At 71.9% G+C, this 15,973-nt stretch carries 15 protein-coding genes; 6 read left to right on the forward strand and 9 right to left on the reverse strand.

Translation table 11 applies throughout. The annotated features are described in order from the left end of the window. The first annotated feature begins 137 nt into the window (after positions 1–137). The gene (locus tag MFF40_RS18145) at positions 138–452 is read left to right on the forward strand and encodes a hypothetical protein (RefSeq protein ID WP_238261653.1); all 315 of its coding nucleotides are present in this window, start codon (positions 138–140) and stop codon (positions 450–452) included. A 150-nt stretch (positions 453–602) separates the two neighbouring features. Here MFF40_RS18145 and rpmF read toward each other — a convergent pair whose 3' ends face one another. After that, entirely contained in the window at positions 603–791 is a 189-nt protein-coding gene (rpmF, locus tag MFF40_RS18150) for a 50S ribosomal protein L32 (protein WP_003601373.1), read from the reverse strand. 225 nt (positions 792–1,016) lie between these two features. On the opposite strand from rpmF, the gene MFF40_RS18155 reads away from it, so the two are divergent. Then, positions 1,017–1,376, forward strand: coding sequence for a ComEA family DNA-binding protein (locus tag MFF40_RS18155; RefSeq protein WP_147898179.1), 360 nt, complete (start codon positions 1,017–1,019; stop codon positions 1,374–1,376). A gap of 4 nt (positions 1,377–1,380) precedes the next feature. Here the strand turns inward: MFF40_RS18155 and MFF40_RS18160 are convergent, their stop codons facing one another. Both MFF40_RS18160 and MFF40_RS18165 read right to left on the reverse strand, forming a co-directional pair. Beyond that, positions 1,381–2,094: a hypothetical protein gene (locus MFF40_RS18160; RefSeq protein WP_238261655.1), complete on the reverse strand. Its 714-nt coding sequence runs from the start codon at positions 2,092–2,094 to the stop codon at positions 1,381–1,383. Continuing rightward, positions 2,091–2,423 (reverse strand): hypothetical protein, encoded by a 333-nt coding sequence (locus tag MFF40_RS18165; RefSeq protein WP_147857895.1) that lies wholly within the window; start codon positions 2,421–2,423, stop codon positions 2,091–2,093. The genes MFF40_RS18160 and MFF40_RS18165 overlap by 4 nt, the downstream gene beginning before the upstream one ends. Before the next feature lie 162 nt (positions 2,424–2,585). Between MFF40_RS18165 and MFF40_RS18170 the strand changes: the two genes are divergently transcribed. After that, entirely contained in the window at positions 2,586–5,462 is a 2,877-nt protein-coding gene (locus MFF40_RS18170; protein WP_147899444.1) for a phosphoenolpyruvate carboxylase, read from the forward strand. A 493-nt stretch (positions 5,463–5,955) separates the two neighbouring features. Here MFF40_RS18170 and MFF40_RS18175 read toward each other — a convergent pair whose 3' ends face one another. The 6 genes from MFF40_RS18175 to MFF40_RS18200 all read right to left on the reverse strand — a co-directional run bounded on the left by MFF40_RS18175 (position 5,956) and on the right by MFF40_RS18200 (position 11,196). Next, on the reverse strand, positions 5,956–6,816 hold the full coding sequence (locus MFF40_RS18175; protein WP_147856236.1) for a flagellar motor protein MotB: 861 nt from the start codon (positions 6,814–6,816) through the stop codon (positions 5,956–5,958). A gap of 22 nt (positions 6,817–6,838) precedes the next feature. Then, on the reverse strand, positions 6,839–7,912 hold the full coding sequence (gene motA / locus MFF40_RS18180) for a flagellar motor stator protein MotA (RefSeq protein WP_238261656.1): 1,074 nt from the start codon (positions 7,910–7,912) through the stop codon (positions 6,839–6,841). A 378-nt stretch (positions 7,913–8,290) separates the two neighbouring features. After that, entirely contained in the window at positions 8,291–8,737 is a 447-nt protein-coding gene (locus MFF40_RS18185) for an NfeD family protein (RefSeq protein WP_238261657.1), read from the reverse strand. Further along, positions 8,734–9,723, reverse strand: a complete 990-nt coding sequence (locus MFF40_RS18190) for an SPFH domain-containing protein (RefSeq protein WP_147899503.1) — start codon at positions 9,721–9,723, stop codon at positions 8,734–8,736. The genes MFF40_RS18185 and MFF40_RS18190 overlap by 4 nt, the downstream gene beginning before the upstream one ends. 37 nt (positions 9,724–9,760) lie before the next feature. Then, positions 9,761–10,501, reverse strand: coding sequence for a molybdopterin-dependent oxidoreductase (locus tag MFF40_RS18195; protein ID WP_147899504.1), 741 nt, complete (start codon positions 10,499–10,501; stop codon positions 9,761–9,763). Continuing rightward, positions 10,498–11,196: a cytochrome b/b6 domain-containing protein gene (locus MFF40_RS18200; RefSeq protein WP_147899505.1), complete on the reverse strand. Its 699-nt coding sequence runs from the start codon at positions 11,194–11,196 to the stop codon at positions 10,498–10,500. Before MFF40_RS18200 ends, MFF40_RS18195 begins: the two co-directional genes overlap by 4 nt. A 185-nt stretch (positions 11,197–11,381) precedes the next feature. Here MFF40_RS18200 and MFF40_RS18205 point away from each other — a divergent pair, with 185 nt between their 5' ends. The 3 genes from MFF40_RS18205 to MFF40_RS18215 all read left to right on the forward strand — a co-directional run bounded on the left by MFF40_RS18205 (position 11,382) and on the right by MFF40_RS18215 (position 15,083). After that, positions 11,382–12,476 (forward strand): glycosyltransferase family 4 protein, encoded by a 1,095-nt coding sequence (locus tag MFF40_RS18205; protein WP_238261659.1) that lies wholly within the window; start codon positions 11,382–11,384, stop codon positions 12,474–12,476. A gap of 457 nt (positions 12,477–12,933) precedes the next feature. Further along, positions 12,934–14,028 (forward strand): glycosyltransferase family 2 protein, encoded by a 1,095-nt coding sequence (locus MFF40_RS18210; protein WP_238261661.1) that lies wholly within the window; start codon positions 12,934–12,936, stop codon positions 14,026–14,028. Next, positions 14,025–15,083: a glycosyltransferase gene (locus tag MFF40_RS18215; RefSeq protein WP_238261663.1), complete on the forward strand. Its 1,059-nt coding sequence runs from the start codon at positions 14,025–14,027 to the stop codon at positions 15,081–15,083. The genes MFF40_RS18210 and MFF40_RS18215 overlap by 4 nt, the downstream gene beginning before the upstream one ends. Positions 15,084–15,973: the final 890 nt, after the last annotated feature.

The following is a 15,973-nucleotide window of genomic DNA, read 5'->3' on the forward strand; positions in this document are numbered from 1 at the left end:
CGCCGCCGGATACGAGGACGACTTGGCCGTCGCTACATAAGTGGGAACAGCTCTAAGCGTTTTTGACAAGTTGACGAACCATTAACGCCGGCCCCACGTTTGCAACATGAGCGCGGAAACGTGCAGGGGATGTTGCGATGGCGCGGATCGGGACAGTCGGCCGGACCGGTGCAACCTGGAGCAGGCCCGCGCAATCCGTGGGCGCTGCGGCCGGGGCGGTCGCGGCGACGGACGCCGTCTCGCCGGCTCGGGCGCTGGTGGTGGTCGATGGGGGACGGCGCGAGGCGCGCGTCACGATCCTGATGCCGGACCGATTCGGCTCCGGCGGCGCCTGCGCGGGCTTCGTGGCGCAATTGCTGATCGCCACCGACCCGACCCTCAGGCCGTCGCGGCTGGAACGCACGAAGGCGGCCGCGGCGCGCTACGCCGAGACTGCCCGGCGGCTCGCGTAATTTCGTTGCATCGCCGCCGCCGTCATTGCGGGCGGTAAGCGTAACGCACGTTCCAACCCCCTCCCGGCACGGTGAGGCGCCTGCTTCGCAAGCGCTTCCCGGGGATGAGGGCGAGGCCGGACCGACGAAGCGTCGAGCCGGCCGTGACGCTTACGCCTCGGCGGACTTCACCTTCAGGACCTGGCGGCCGCGGTACATGCCGGTCTTCAGGTCGATGTGGTGCGGACGGCGCAGCTCGCCCGAGTCCTTGTCCTCGACGTAGGTCGGCGCCTTGAGGGCGTCGGCCGAGCGGCGCATGCCGCGACGGGAGGGGGAAGTCTTTCGCTTCGGAACGGCCATGGCAGGAATCCTTCGTGATGCCGCGGGCAAAGCGGCGCGCGAGCGGCTCCTCGATCGAGGATCGCCTCGCACACCGCGGGATACGGATGAGGGCGCGCTTATAGCGTCGGCGCCGGCCCCTGGCTAGAGGTGCGGCGACACAACCGTTAAGCCCGGGTTCAAGTTGCCGGGCCCAGATTTTTTCCACGGCGCCGCGGAGCGGGCCGACCCCTCGGGAGACACGCCATGGCTTCCTCCAAAACGACGTTTGCCGTCCTCGCCCTGCTCTCGAGCCTGATGGCTGTGCCTGCCCTCGCGCAGGCTCCGCAGACATCGAGCCCCGCGACGCCGACCGCCCCCGCCAGGCCGGCCGCCCCGAGCGCGCCGGTCGCCGGGCCGCCGAACGCCGCCAAGGGCGCGCTGCTCGACCTCAACAGCGCCAGCGCCGCCGACCTCGACGCCCTCCCGGGCATCGGCGCCGCCCGCTCCGCCGCGATCATCAAGGGCCGGCCCTATCGCGGCAAGGACGACCTCGTCTCCAAGAAGATCATCCCGCAGAACGTCTACGACGGGATCAAGGACAAGGTCATCGCCAAGCAGAAGTAGGCGCTCACTCGGCGATCGCGCCCTGGGGCATGGAGAAGCCCGGGGGCGCCTTCTGGGTGGCCTCCTTCGGCGCCGCGCGCCGGACGGGGGCCTTCTTCTTGGCCTGGGCCTTCGGCGCGGCCTTGACGGCGGGGGGATCCTCGCAGGCGCGGAACGCGAGTTGCGCCAGGGTCGAGCCCTCCTCGGCCACGATGGTGATCGGGTCCGCCAGGATCGGCAGGGACGGCTGCCAGCGGATCGGCCCGCCGAGCATCGCCTCGATGGTGGCCGGCGCCGTGCCGCGCCGCAGCGTGGCGAAATCCGGCCCGTACGCGGTGGCGACCTTGCCGGCGATCACCACCTGCAGGACCTCGTTCACCTCCGGGGTCAGCGGCCGGAGCGGATTCGTGGTCCGCACCTGCCCGGCGCGGGTCACGACCATCTTGAACCCCTTGCCACCCTCGTAGCGCGCCGCGCGGGCCCCGCAGGGCTGCTCGACCTGCGCGGCGGCGGCCGCAGTGGGATCGGGGGCCGGCTCGGACGGGGCGGGCGCGGGGGCCTGCGCAGGAACCTGCGTGGGCACTTGCTTGGGCACTTGCGTGGGCACTTGGGCGGGAACTTGGGCGGGGGCCGCCGCCTGCGCCGGGCCCGGCGCGGCCTGCGGGGCCGGCACTCCGGCCGGCAGGCAGGCGAACGGGAGGGCGAGCAGCAGGCCGGCCGCCCCGGGATACAGCCTCATCGGTCCGCCTCCGGCAGATCGCGCCGCGGCGGCTCGATCCGGCCGGTCCTATCGAGGGCTCTGATCGGTTGCAATTCGATCGCTTCCAAATCGAGTACGCGCGTGTCGAGGAGGTGCGGGTCCGGAACGCGCGGGTCGAGATCCTGCGCCGCGCGGTCGATCGGGCTGATGCGCGGGCCGACCGAGCCGATCACCAGGTCCTCGTCCTCGACGTCGAGTTCGGAGCCCATGCGGAGGGGTTCGCGCCGGCCCCGGGCCGTCATGGCGGCGACCGCAAGTCCCGCGACGACGAAGGCCACTATAGCCAGGATGATCAGCAGGCGCTCCATCAGGCGGGAAGCTCTAACCCGCTCGAAGGCCCGTCGTCACCCCGTACTCGGCCGAACAGCGACCGCATGTGGGATCGGACCGCACCGGCGACTCCGTGGAACACGGCTTGCGTAAGGTGCTGGGCCGGGTAGACGCGAGCGAGCCGGAGTCGGGACCGATCCATGCAGCACGAGTCGAGCCGCGAGCCGGAGGAACTGGAGAGCCATCTCCTCGGCCTCATCGAGAGCGCCCGGGAGCAGGCCCGGGAGGACCCGTTCCGCAACCCCGTCCTGGCCGTGACGCTCGCGATCACCCGCCGGTTCGACCGCAACGAGATCGCGGCGGACGACCTCGACGGCCTGTTCGAGCGGCTGCGCGCCCCGGCCCTGGCGGCCCGGGCGGAGCGGCTGCGCGGCTATGTCGGGCTCGAAGCCGGGCCGGCCGACGCGGACTCCGCGATCCCCGCGCGCCTAGTCGCCGCCGCCCCCGGCGGCCCGGACGGCGTCTCGGCTTTCGCGGCCTTCATCCACCGCATCGCCTTCGCGGTGGTGTTCACGGCGCATCCGACCTTCGGCATGCCGCGCGCCGTGGCGACCCTGCTGGCGCAGGCCGCCAGCCTGCCCGACGCGGCCGCCCGCGCCGACCTGATCGCCCGCGCCGCCGCCCTCTCCACCCGGCCGGACGCGCCGATCACCCTCGACGTCGAGTTCGAGCAGGCCTGCGCGGCGGCCAACAACGGACGGCTCGCGCTGGACGCGTTCAACGGCGCCCTGCTGGACGCCGCCCGCACCCGCTGGCCCGATCGATGGACCGAGCTGACCCCCCGCCCCTTCGCCATCGCCAGCTGGGTCGGCTGCGACACCGACGGGCGCACCGATATCGGCTGGTGGGACACCCTGCGCTACCGGCTGATCTCCAAGCGCATGCAGTTCGACCGGGTGATGCGCGACCTGCCCGACGGGCCCGCCTGCCGGGAGGTCCGGGCGCTGGCCGCGGAGGCGCTCGCCGCGGTCAACCGCCAGCTCGCGGTCGCCCCCCGGCTCGGCGACAAGCCGTCGCTCGAAGCGGTGCACCGCTTCGCCCTGGCGCTGATCATCGAGCGCGAGCGCGCCCAGACCGATGCCGGCGCCCTGGTCGCCGGGCTCACCGCGGCGCTCGAGGGGGCCGACGCGGCCGACAAGCGGGCGATCGCGATCCTGCGCTCGGGCGTGGCCACCCACGGCCTGTCGAACGCCCTGCCGCATTTCCGGCTGAACGCCAGCCAGATCCACAACGCCGTGCGCCGGGTGATCGACCTGGAGGGCGAGCCGACCGATTCGGCCCAGCGCCGCTCGCATCTGGCGACCATCCACAGCCTGCTCAACGACGTCCGGCCGGTGGCGGTGGATTTCGGCGCGCTGGCCGCCGAGCGGGCCTCGGCCGCCCGGCTGATGATGACCATCGCCCAGATCCTCAAGCACGTTGACGGCACCCACCCGGTGCGCTTCCTGATCGCCGAGACCGAGACCGGCTACACCCTGCTGGCCGCCCTGTGGCTCGCGCGCCATTACGGCATCGCCGACAAGCTCGAGATCACGCCCCTGTTCGAGACCGCGAGCGCCCTGGAGCAGGGCATCCGGGTGCTCGACGACGCCCTGCGCAACCCGCACTGGCGCCAGTACCTCAAGCGGATCGGCCGGCTCACCGTGCAGTTCGGCTACTCCGATTCCGGCCGCTATGTCGGCCAGCTCGCCGCCACGTTCTGGATCGAGCGGCTGCGCCTGCGCATCACCGAGATGCTGGTCCAGAACGGGCTGGCCGATGTCGAGCTCGCGATCTTCGACACCCACGGCGAATCGATCGGCCGGGGCGCTCACCCGACCTCGCTGCGCGACCGCCTGGCCTACCTGGCCCCCGAGGACGCCCGCGACCGCGCCCGCAAGGCCGGCCTGAAGGTGCGGCTCGAATCGAGCTTCCAGGGCACCGACGGCTACCTGCTCTACGGCACCGAGGCGCTGGCCCAGGCCAGCGTCGCCCGCATCGCCGAGCACGTCTACGCCCTCGACATCGCCGAGGACGACAGCTTCTCGGATTATGCCCTCAACGACACCGCGGCGGGGGGCGACGCGAAGGACGACCCGATCTACTCGGAGCCGGACTTCGCGCTGGAATTCTTCACCGCCGCCCGGCAGGACATGGAGGCCCTGGTCGACGACCCGGGCTACGCCGCCCTGCTCGGCACCTTCGGCCCGAGCCTGATCGACCGCACCGGCTCCCGCCCGGTGGCGCGCCAGACCGACAACGGCGGGCCGGCACGCATCACCCATCCGACCCAGATGCGGGCGATCCCCAACAACGCGATCCTGCATCAGCTGGGTTTCCTGGCCAATTCCCTCCACGGGATCGGCCGGGCCGCCCAGCGCGGCCCCGACCTGTTCCGCGACATGCGCCGGGATTCGGTGCGCTTCTCGCGGGCGTTCCGGCTGGTCCAGCATGCCGCCGCGCTGGGCGACCTCGACGTGCTGCGCGCCTATATCGACACCCTCGACCCGGCCGTGTGGCTGGAGCGGGCCCGGCGGACCCAGAAGGACTTCCGCCGGGAGGAGCTGGTGGTGATCGCCGGCGCGCTGGAGCGCCTCGACCTCGCATCGTCCCTGCGCGGCCTGTTCGGCCGCCTGACCCGCGACTGGCTGGCGCTCACCACCGCCGCCCCGGACCTGCCCGGCATGTCGGCCCGTCTGACCCTGCTGCACGCCCTGCGGCTGGCGCTGATCCACCGGATCTGGTTCCTGGCGGTTCACATCCCGGGCTTCCGCCCGCAGGCCGGCATCTCCCGCGAGCAGCTGCTCGAACGCGTCCTGCGCCTCGACATCGACGGCTGCCTGACGCTGCTCGACGCGATCTTCCCGGTCACCCCGGACCCGACGCTCGGCCTCAACTTCGGCGAGCCCGCCGGCCCCCGGGATGTCGGCACCTACGAGGCCGAGCACGCCAACCTGTTCCAGCCGATCCGCCGCCTGTTCGACCAGGTGCGGGAGATCTCCGGGATGATCCAGCACGAGGTCGGGGCGTTCGGGTAGCGGGCGTTCCACGGGTCAGGGCCTACCGCCCTGGCTCGACACCGGAACTCACCGCGCAACCCGAGAACGATGGTCAGCAAGGCGCCAGCATGCCGGCCGCGATCCAACAGCGCGGGCTGACCTCGATCCCGGACGGACACCACGCGCACCCGAGAAGACGCCCGCTCTACATGAGTTCCGGTTACGCCGGCTGGACGATTCATCTCCCGAGGATCGATACCCCCTCTCTGAGAACCCGCGCCGTCACTCCGGGGTGCCGCAGGCGAGCCCGGAGCCCGGAAATGCTGCCCGTACAAGAGCTTGACACATCGGCGTCTCTGGACCCCGGGTTCCGCTGCGCGGCCCCGGGACGACGAAGCGTGGCGGCATCGATCAAGCCGTCCCTTGAGGAGGGCTGAGCCTTCCGCGCTGGGGAGAGATCCAAATTCGAACCGCTCCGACCCGTAGCTACACAGGCCGGCGCGGAGAGCGTTTCGCGGGAGGCGCCTCGTCGTCAGCGAAACAGGTTCGCGGGCGCCGGCGGGGTCGCGTGAAGCAGCGTGATCGTCACCCGTCGGTTCGGCGCCAGGTAGGGGTTGTCGGGGAAGACCGGCTCGGTGTCGGCACGTCCCACCACGGAGATGAAGTTGTCGTTGGGAACCCCGGAACCCGCCAGGATCTCGCGCACGGCGAGCGCGCGCCCGGCGGTGAGGTTCCAGGGTTCGACGGCCCGCGCCGAACCCGGGCGCATGGCGGACGTGTGGCCCGTGACAGACAGGCGGTTGGGCAGCTGGCGCAGGGCGGGCGCGAGCGTCTCCAGGACGCGACGGGTGCGCTCGTGGGGCTCGACGGAGCCATCGCGGAACATGGAGCGGCCGTCCTGGTCCACGAGGGACACGTTCACGCCCTCCTTGGTCGGCTCGATCACGATGTTCTTCGACAGCTCGGCGATGTCGGGCAACGTCTGGAGCGCCTGCCGGAGGCTGGCGATGGCGCTGTAATCGGCCTGCACGCTGGAGGCCGACCGGCTGGCATCGAGATCGCTGGCGCGGCCCGGAGTGGTCGCGCGCGCCCTGTCGTCCCGCTCGGCGGAGCCCCTCGCTGCGTCGCGGGGCGTGGACGCCTTGTTGCCGGACGTGTCGAGGGCGGTGCCGTACAGCATCCCGCCCGCGCCACTGGTGGCCGGGCTCGACGCCGAAGGCGCGAAGTATTCCGCCAAACCGTTCTTCTGCTCCTGCGTCGTCATGCTGATCAGCCACATCAGCAGAAAGAACGCCATCATGGCGGTCACGAAGTCCGCATAGGCGATCTTCCAGGCCCCGCCGTGATGCGCGTGCGCGGCCTTCTTGACCTTCTTGATGATGATCGTGGCCATCGAGTCCCCGCTTGCGCTTGGGTCAGATCTGGGCGGGGAGAGCGGCGGTTGCCGCTTCCACTTCGTTGAAGGTCGGGCGGACGTCGCTCATCAGGGACTTGCGGGCGAATTCCACCGCCATCACCGGCGGCTGGCCGCCGATATGGGCGAGCAGACCCGCCTTGAGGGACAGGTAGTATTTGGACTCCGCCTCGAAGAGGCTCTTGAGCGACTGCGCCATGGGCCCGAAGAAGCCATAGGCGACGAAGACACCGAAGAAGGTGCCGACCAGCGCGCCGCCGATCAGGTGGCCCAGCACCTCCGGCGGCTCCTTGATCGCCCCCATCGTCTTGATCACGCCCAGCACGGCGGCGACGATGCCGAGCGCGGGCGTCCCGTCGGCGAGCGCCTGCATGGCCGAGACGACGCGCTCCTGCTCCTGGTGGTGCGTCTGCAGCTCCTCGTCCATGAGCGCGTCGATCTCGTAGACGTTGTTGGCGCCCAGCGTCACCATACGCATGTAGTCGCAGACGAACTCGACGGCGTGATGGTTGGCGGCAAAGGTCGGGAAGGCGTTGAACAGCGTCGACGCATCCGGATCCTCGATATGCGGCTCCAGCGCCATCGCGCCCTTCGACTTCGCGAGCTTGAACAATGAATACTGCATCCCCAGCAGCTCGACATAGCTTTTCTGCGTGTATTTCGGTCCCTTCACGAGCGTACCCAGCATGGCGGGCACGGCCTTGAGCACCGGCCCGGTATTGCCGATGACGAAGGCCCCGATGGCGGCACCGAGGATGATGACGAATTCGAACGGCTGCCAGAGGACGAGCAGGTGGCCACCCATCGCCGCGTAGCTGCCGAAGACGCAGGCGAAGACGATCAATGTGCCGACGATCAGCCGCATAATTTGCCATCCTTGCGCGGCGACAGGTACACTCCGCGCGACGCCATTAATCATTGGCCAATCACTGATTAAGGTTAACAGCGCGTTTAGGGCCGTGGCCGAAGGACTGGCAGATGCTTGCGCCCGGCGTTTGGTGGCGCGGGTTTGACCTGACAGGAACGGCGCGGGCGTGTCGCAACCGCGATCGCGCCGGCTTTCGCGGGTCGCCAAGGCACAGCCGTCGGGCCGGCCGGTCCATGATCCGCAACGCTTGCCCTCGAGCCGCGGCGGGACGCGCGCGGCGATGTCCCGCCGCGGCTCGTCCGGGTCGTCTCCGGGTGCCCTCCGGGTCACGCAGGTCGGACGATTCCCCTCCCCAGGCCTGCCCCCCATTCATGATGACGGCGCGTGGCTGCATCGGCCAAGCCTTCACCGGAAGAAGGCTGGGTTTCCCCGCTGGGGAGTGCCGAATATTCCAACCTCCCGCCCCGTAGCCCGGCACCTGCGCCGCCCGTCGCGCGGCCGCGCTGTCGAGGCGACGCTTCCGGGACGCGGAAGGGCGGTCGATCACGTCACCGTGGGTCGCGGGGGGACTGCCCTACGGGCCCCTCACACCCCCTCCACCCGCAGCACCGTCCCCGACAACCCGGCCACCCGCACCCGCGCCCCCGCCGGCAAATCCGGCCCTTCGATCCGCCAGAGCGTGTCGTCGAAGCGGATGCGGCCGGCGCCCTGGAGGATCGGCTCGGCGAGCACGCCCTCGCGGCCGATCAGGCCGCGGTCGGCGCGGTTGAGGGCGTCGCGGGAATCCGTGCGGCGGTGCAGGCGCGTGGCGAGGCCGACCAGGAGGACGGCCGTGGCCGCGAACAGCAGGGTCTGGCCCTGCCAGGGCATCGGGATCAGCGCCGCGGCGAGGCCGGTCGCCACGGCGGCGAGGCCGAGCCAGATCAGGAATACCCCCGGCGCCACGATCTCGGCGCCCGCCAGGACGAGGCCGCCGATCACCCAGCTCCAGGCCGGCCCGAGGGCCGCCAGGATCCCGAAGCCGTCGGTCATGGGGTTCCGGCCCGCGGAGCCGACACGTTGGGCGGCGAGCCGGCGCGCCGGGGCGGGGCGGCAGCCTCGCCGAAGACCGCGCGGGTGAGCTCGCCGATGCCGCCCAGCGTGCCCGCGAGCGCCGCCGCCTCGATCGGCACCACCACCACGCGCTGGTTCGGCGCGGTGGCCAACGCCCGCACCGCGTCGACGTATTTCTCCGCCACCAGAAAGTTGGCCGCCGCGATGTCGCCCTCGGCGATCGCCCGGCTGAGCATCCCGGTCGCCGCCGCCTCGGCCTCGGCCGAGCGCTCGCGCGCCTCGGCGTCGCGGAACGCGGCCTCCCGGCGGCCCTCCGCCTCCAGGATCGCCGATTGCTTGCGCCCCTCGGCCCGCAGGATCTCGGCGGCCCGCTGCCCCTCCGCCTCCAGGATCGAGGCGCGCTTCTCGCGCTCGGCCTTCATCTGCCGGGCCATGGCGCCGGCGAGGTCGGCCGGGGGCACGATGTCCTTGATTTCGATCCGGTTGATCTTGACGCCCCAGGGCGAGGCCGCCGCGTCCAGCACCCGCAGCAGGCGCTCGTTGATCTCGTCCCGGTGGGCGAGGAGCTGGTCGAGATCCATCGAGCCGACCACGGTGCGGATGTTGGTCATGGTCAGGGTGGTCATGGCCAGGTCGAGGTTCGAGACCTCGTAGGAGGCGCGGGCCGCGTCGAGCACCTGGTAGAACACCACCGCGTCGATCGTGACGCCGGCATTGTCGCGGGTGAAGGCCTGCTGGCTCGGGACGTCGACCACCTGCTCCATCACGTTCACCCGCCGGCCGACGCGCTCGACGAACGGGATGATCAGGCCGAGGCCCGATTCGAGGGTGCGGTTGTAGCGGCCGAACCGCTCGACCGTGAAGACGTGGCCCTGCGGGATCATCTTCACGCCGGCCGCCAGCGTGACCACCGCCAGCGCCGCCGCGCCGAGCGCGAACGTGCTCAGACCGATCGTGAGATCCATGAAGCCCCTCCCCGGCCGCACGGCGTCGACGGGCGGCTCAGATGCCAGCGTACCAGCTGAACCCGAGGCCCGCGACCATGCTGCCGCGGCCGTGGCCGATGCCGTCGACGCGGTCCACAGCCTCGATGCTGGCGAGGTATTTCAAGGACTTGTAGCCGAGCTGTCGCTCCACCCGGAGGCGAACCGGGGCGCCGTGGGCCACCGGCAGGTCGGCGCCGTTCATGCCGTAGGCCAGGATGGTCTGCGGGTGGAGGGCGTCGAACAGGTCGTAGCTGTCCCACCAGCCGTCGACGCTGCGCATCACCACGTAGCGCGCCTCCGGGCGCATCCCGGCGGCGGCGAGCACCAGGGACAGCGGAACGCCGGTCCACTGGCCGATCGCCGACCAGCCCTGCTCGCAGGAATGGAGCGTGATCTGCGTGCGCGCCGGCATCGCCTTCAGCGCGGCGAGCGAGAACGCCCCAGGCCGCTCGACGAGGCCCGTGACCGGCAGGCGCCAATCCGAGAAGCCCTGCGCCTTCGAGCGGCGATAGGCCGGGTCGTCGGGGTCGGTGGTGTTGATGGTCGGGAACACCGCCGAGATCGCCTCGGGGCCGAATTCCCGGGCGAGCGGCTGGCGCGCCAGCAGCAGGCGCTGCCCCGCGAAGGTCAGCCAGTCGCTCAACCCGTAGGGATTGGGGCGCAGCTGCGGCGCGCCGGGATCGCAGCCGCCGACGAGGCCGGCCGCGCCGATCCCGGCGGTCCCGACGATCAGGCGGCGACGGGTCAGCGCGCTCATGGGTTCTCCTCCGCGTTGCCGGCACGCCCGGCGATCATGCCGCGCATGAGGTCCAGCGGCCGGTTCGCCAACACCTGCCAGATGTGGATGGCGAGGAACGCGACCATCGCGAAGGCCGCCAGGAAGTGGATCGTCCGGGCCGATTGCCGCCCGCCGAACAGCGTGAACAGCTCAGGCCAGGCCGCGGTGACGCCGGGCGACATGGTCAGGCCGCTGAGCAGCATCAGCGGCGCGAGCACCAGCAGGACGACGAGGTAGGCGAGCTTCTGGAGCGCGTTGTAGCGGCCGGTCGCCGGCGCCCCGCCGCGCAGGCGCAGATGCGACCGGACCTCGCCGGCGAGCGCCCGCGGCCGGATCTCGGCCGGCTCCGGCAGCAGGCGCCGCCGCAGATGCCCGCGCAGCAGCGCCAGGGCCAGGTAGGCGGCCCCGTTGAGGACGAAGATCCAGGCGGCCAGGAAGTGCAGGTTGCGCGCCCAGCCGGTCTGCTCGAGGTTCACCGGCAGCGGCAGGGCGATCCAGGCCGGCGCGTCGTTGGCCCCGGTCTCGCCCCAGAACAGCTTCGGCAGGGCGAGCAGGATCGCGGTGCCGCTGACCATCAGCGCCAAGGTCGCGGCGGCGCCGGTCCAGTGGGTCAGGCGGACCCAGGCGGGGTGGCGCACCCGGCTGAATGGTCGACCTCGCGTCTCGATCATCATCGGTTCAGACCGCAGCCCTTATGACGGTGGGAACGCGCTGCGTCCGTCGTCGCTCCCGGCGTCGATGACGCAACGCTTGATGAAGAAAAGATGGGCATGATACCCGCCACGCTCGCTGCGGACGAAATTCCTTTCGCTTCGCTGCGGCCGGCAAAGATCCCCACACAACCGGATTCGGTGCGCGCGTGAAGATCGCTGTCCTGGCACATCTGAAGTACCCGATCGGCCAGCCCTATGCCGGCGGTCTGGAGATGCACACGCATCTGCTGACCGTGGCGTTGAAGCGGCGCGGGCACGATGTGACGCTGTTCGCCAGCCGGGGCTCGGACCCGGCGCTCGAACCGGTGATGCTGTGCGACCCGACCGGCGACGCCGTGGCGGATCCCGAGCGCGAGGAGGCGATCGACGCGGCCGAGTACGACGCCTACCGGCGGATGATGGAGCTGGTCGCGGCCGGCGGGTTCGATCTCGTGCACAACAACGCGCTGCACGCCCTGCCCCTGCAGATGAGCGCCCGGCTCGGGCTGCCCTGGGTCACGGTGCTGCACACCCCGCCCTTCGACGCCCTGGTCTCCGGCGTGGTGCAGGCCGATCCTGACATGGCCTTCCTGGCGGTCTCGCCCTCGCTCGCCCAGGAATGGCAATCGCTCGTGCCCGGCGCGCAGGTGGTCGACAACGGCGTCGACCTCTCGACCTTCGCGTATTCCGAGACTCCCGACGCCCCGCCCTTCGCGTTCTGGTCCGGCCGGATCGTACCCGAGAAGGGGCTGCACCTCGCCATCGACGCCGCCCGCGCGGCCGGGCTGCCGCTGACCTTCGCGGGCCCCAAGCTCAATCCCGGCTACTGGGCGGCCGAGATCGCCCCGCGGCTCGGGCCCGACCTGACCCATCTCGGCCACCTCTCGCACCGGGACCTCGCGCACCATCTCGGCCGCGCCCGGGTGGCGATCGTGTCGCCGCGCTGGGAGGAGCCGTTCGGCCTCGTGGTCGCCGAGGCGCTCGCCTGCGGCACGCCGGTGGCCGCCTTCCGCCGGGGCGCGATGCCCGACATCCTCGACGCCCAGTGCGGCCGCCTCGCCCGGCCGGACGATTCACAGGACCTCGCCGTGGCGATCCGGGACGCCGCCGGCCTGTCGCGCCGGGCCTGCCGCGACCGGGCCGAGGCCCTCTACGACGCCGCCGCCATGACCGATCGCTATCTCGAGAGCTACGATGCCGTGATGGCGCGCTGCGCCGAGCGGGCGCAGCCGACGCTGCGGGTGGCCGGCGGGCGGGCGTAACGGAGACCGGCGGGGGCCTGCCTGGCAGAGCGGGCCGGGATGTTCACACGCCGTCTTCCGGATGTAGGCGCCATCGCCCGCCGCGCTCTCCCTCCCCCCTCTGTGGGGGAGGGTGGGCCGGCCGTCAGGCCGGGTCGGGAGAGGGGCAGCGCGACGATGCAGGATGGATCAGGCGTCCGCGACCTTTTCGGAAGCGTCGCTCCCCTCTCCCGACCCCTGCTGACGCAGGGGCCACCCTCCCCCGCAAAGGGGGGAGGAAGGGCGGGGATCAGGTCTGGCGTGGATCTCCTGTCCAGCCGGAGGCGATCCAAGACCAGATGGGTCAGCATCCGAGCCCGGACGGGAGATCCGACCCGCGCCTCGGCCGGCGCCACAGACCCGTGACGCCCACACGCGTGCCGGGGACGGCAGAAACACTGCGTCTAGCGCGCGGATGAGGTTGGGAAGACTAGCTATCATGACCCGCGCAACCGCCACCCCGTTCGCCAGGCCCTGCGTCGTGTGCATCCCCGCCCGCAACGAGGCGGAGCGGCTGCCGCTGCTGCTCGCCTCCCTGGCCCGGCAGGACGGCTTTTCGGCCGAGGCGCCGCTGCGGGTGGTGGTTCTCGCCAACAACTGCACCGACGGCACGGTGGCGGCGATCCGAGCTCTGGACGGATCCGGCGCGCTCGCAGGGCTGACGCTGCGGGTGATCGATGTGGCGCTGCAAGGCCCGGAGGCCCATGTCGGCACCGCCCGGCGCATGGCCCTAGACGCCGGGGCCGACTGGCTCGACGCCGAGACCGGCCCGGACGGGATCCTGCTCACCACCGACGCCGACGCGCGCCTCCCGGCCGACTGGGTGGCGGCGAACGTGGCGGCCTTGCGCGACGCGGACGTGGTCGGCGGCCGCCTGGTGATCGACGACGACGGCGCCGCCGACCCGCGGCTTGCCGAGCTGCACGCCCGGATCGAGCGCTACTGGGCGGGCGTCCGGCGGCTGGAAGACCTCCTCGATCCGCCGCCGCACGACCCGGCGCCGCGCCACGGCGACCATACCGGCGCCAGCCTCGCCGTCCCGGTGGCGCTGTATCGGGCGGTCGGCGGTCTGCCGCCCCTGCCCTGCGGGGAGGACAACGCCCTCGTCGGGCTGCTGCGGGCGCGGGGCGCCCGGCTGCGCCACTGCCCGGACGTGCGCGTGATGGTCTCGTCCCGCCACACCGGCCGGGTCTCGGGCGGCATGGCCACCGAGATGGCGCGCCGCGCCCGCGTCCTCGACGGAGAGCCGTATCTGCTGCCCGAGGCCGCCCACTGGCAGGCCCTGGTCCTGCGCCGGGCCGAACTGCGCCGGGCGTTCCACCTCGCCGGACCGGCCCGGGCGGAGGCCTGCGCGCGGCTCGGGCTCGGCGCCGCGGACCTCGCCGCCCTGGGCGATTGCCCCAACGACATCGCCTTCGTGGAGCGGGCCGACCCCATCCTCGAATCGCGTGCGCCGCCGGCCCGGGAATGTCCCCTCGACCGGGCGCTCGCCGACCTCGACGCCCTCGCCCTGTCGCTGAGGGACGCCGCGTGACGAGCGGGATCGGCTGGTACGTCCACCATCAGGGCGCCGGGCATCTCCAGCGCGCCCGCGCGGTCGCGGCCGCCCTGCCACGGCCCTGCACGCTGATCGGCACCCTCGCCGCGTTCGACGCGGGCGCGATCGCCAGACCCGGCCTCGACGTGCTCGACCTGCCCGACGACCGCCCGCTCGGCGGCTCGGAATTCGATGGGCGGGACGGCGAGGCCGGGCGGCCGGAGGCGTTCCACTACGCGCCCCTGAACCATCCCGGCGTGCGCGCCCGCATGGCCCGCATCGCCGAATGGGCCGCCCGGACAGACCCGGCGCTGATCGTGGTCGACGTCTCGGTCGAGGTCGCCCTGCTGGCGCGCCTGCTGTCGGTGCCGACCCTGGTGGTGCGCCTCGCCGGCACCCGCACCGACCGGCCGCATCTGGAAGCCTTCCGCAGCGCGACGCGCCTGCTCGCGCCCTTCCCCGAGGCCCTGGACGGGGCCGGCGTGCCGGACTGGGTCCGCGCCAAGACGCATTATGCCGGGTTCCTCGCCGCACCCGCGCAGGCGGCCGCGGCGGCGGGCGACGACATCCTGGTGGTGTTCGGCCGCGGCGGCGCGGGGGGCGACCTGGCGGACCTCGCCGCGGCGGCCCGCGCCGTGCCCGACCGGCCCTGGCACGTGCTCGGACCCGTCTCGGGCTCCGGCGACCTCCCGAGCAACCTGCACCTGCACGGCTGGGTCGGCGACGTCGAGGCCCGGGTCGCCCGGGCGGGCCTGCTGATCGGCGGCGGCGGCGACGGGCTGGTGGCGCTGGCCGCCGGACAGGCCAAGCGCTTCCTCTGCCTGCCGGAGGAGCGCGCCTACGGCGAGCAGACCGAGAAGGCCGAGGCGCTGCAGAAGCGCGGCGCCGCCATCGTCCACCACGGCTGGCCGACCGCCGAGGCATGGCCCGGCCTCATCCGCGCCGGCCTGGCCCTCGACCCATCGATCATCGGCGGCCTGTACCGGCCGAGCGCGATCCCGGATTGCGCGGCCACGATCGAGGCGCTGGTCCGGGAGATCGGTCGCGGCTGAGGGCCTGTTTGACCAGTCATTCCAATCCTCGACCTCATCCTGAGAGGCGGTGAGCCTTTCGATCGATCGCCCTTCGATGCCCCATGCATCCGACGCCTTAGCGGTGCCGGACGGGCCTATCGCCCCAGTAGGAGCCGCGGGCCCCCTCTCCCGTGCGGGCTACGACGTGGACACATCGCTGCCGGATGAGGGCCAAGGCTACCCCCACGCGCATCTCCCTCCCCCCTCTGCGGGGGAGGGTGGCCCCTGCGTCAGCAGGGGTCGGGAGAGGGGAACCCGGGTTCAGGAGGGGGCCGCGACTGGCCCGACGGGCGAAGTCCTGTTCTGCACCGTTGCTCCCCTCTCCCGACCCTCTTTGGGGGCCACCCTCCCCCGCACAGGGGGGAGGGAAAGCCGCGGTGCCTCCCGTGTATTCTGCAGACCCGATGTGTGAATCCGCTAGCCCGCACGGGAGAGGGGGCATGTCGCGCTCCATCATCGACCTCGAGCCCAAACCTTCGGGGGGACGTCCCACATGGGATCGCGAGCCTGGATGAACCTCCTGAGGTCTGCTGCAGCGTCATCGACCGTCGCCAGCGATGAATCGAAAGACCCACAGCCTCTGAGGCGGCGCAGCGAAGCGACTGAGTGCAGCGGGCGCTCGACCGCGACCCCTACCTCCACCCCGTCAGTCCGGGGCGCCGCAGGCGAACCCTGAACCCAGAGCCGCCGACAGCGCGAGATCCTGCGCGACCTGTGTTTCCGGATTCCGGACTCCGCTTCGCGGACCCGGGATGACTGAAGGAGCCGGCTTAGCGTCTTTCAGGGCTGACACGGATGCTCGCCGAGCAGACATAAAAAAGGGCGTCCGTCATGGATGACGGACGCCCTTCGCTCGCTTCGCGATGGCA

Origin of the sequence: Methylobacterium mesophilicum (genome assembly GCF_022179445.1) — a bacterium.
In the GTDB taxonomy this organism is placed as follows: domain Bacteria; phylum Pseudomonadota; class Alphaproteobacteria; order Rhizobiales; family Beijerinckiaceae; genus Methylobacterium; species Methylobacterium mesophilicum.

What these genes read in the sequence shown, in the direction of transcription:
- MFF40_RS18165 (WP_147857895.1), bottom strand. Translation starts at nt 2,423, where the DNA reads ATGGAGCGCCTGCTGATCATCCTGGCTATAGTGGCCTTCGTCGTCGCG.
- MFF40_RS18175 (WP_147856236.1), bottom strand. Translation starts at nt 6,816, where the DNA reads ATGGCCACGATCATCATCAAGAAGGTCAAGAAGGCCGCGCACGCGCAT.
- MFF40_RS18170 (WP_147899444.1), top strand. Translation starts at nt 2,586, where the DNA reads ATGCAGCACGAGTCGAGCCGCGAGCCGGAGGAACTGGAGAGCCATCTC.
- MFF40_RS18145 (WP_238261653.1), top strand. Translation starts at nt 138, where the DNA reads ATGGCGCGGATCGGGACAGTCGGCCGGACCGGTGCAACCTGGAGCAGG.
- MFF40_RS18160 (WP_238261655.1), bottom strand. Translation starts at nt 2,094, where the DNA reads ATGAGGCTGTATCCCGGGGCGGCCGGCCTGCTGCTCGCCCTCCCGTTC.
- MFF40_RS18200 (WP_147899505.1), bottom strand. Translation starts at nt 11,196, where the DNA reads ATGATGATCGAGACGCGAGGTCGACCATTCAGCCGGGTGCGCCACCCC.
- MFF40_RS18195 (WP_147899504.1), bottom strand. Translation starts at nt 10,501, where the DNA reads ATGAGCGCGCTGACCCGTCGCCGCCTGATCGTCGGGACCGCCGGGATC.
- MFF40_RS18210 (WP_238261661.1), top strand. Translation starts at nt 12,934, where the DNA reads ATGACCCGCGCAACCGCCACCCCGTTCGCCAGGCCCTGCGTCGTGTGC.
- MFF40_RS18155 (WP_147898179.1), top strand. Translation starts at nt 1,017, where the DNA reads ATGGCTTCCTCCAAAACGACGTTTGCCGTCCTCGCCCTGCTCTCGAGC.
- MFF40_RS18190 (WP_147899503.1), bottom strand. Translation starts at nt 9,723, where the DNA reads ATGGATCTCACGATCGGTCTGAGCACGTTCGCGCTCGGCGCGGCGGCG.
- rpmF (WP_003601373.1), bottom strand. Translation starts at nt 791, where the DNA reads ATGGCCGTTCCGAAGCGAAAGACTTCCCCCTCCCGTCGCGGCATGCGC.
- MFF40_RS18185 (WP_238261657.1), bottom strand. Translation starts at nt 8,737, where the DNA reads ATGACCGACGGCTTCGGGATCCTGGCGGCCCTCGGGCCGGCCTGGAGC.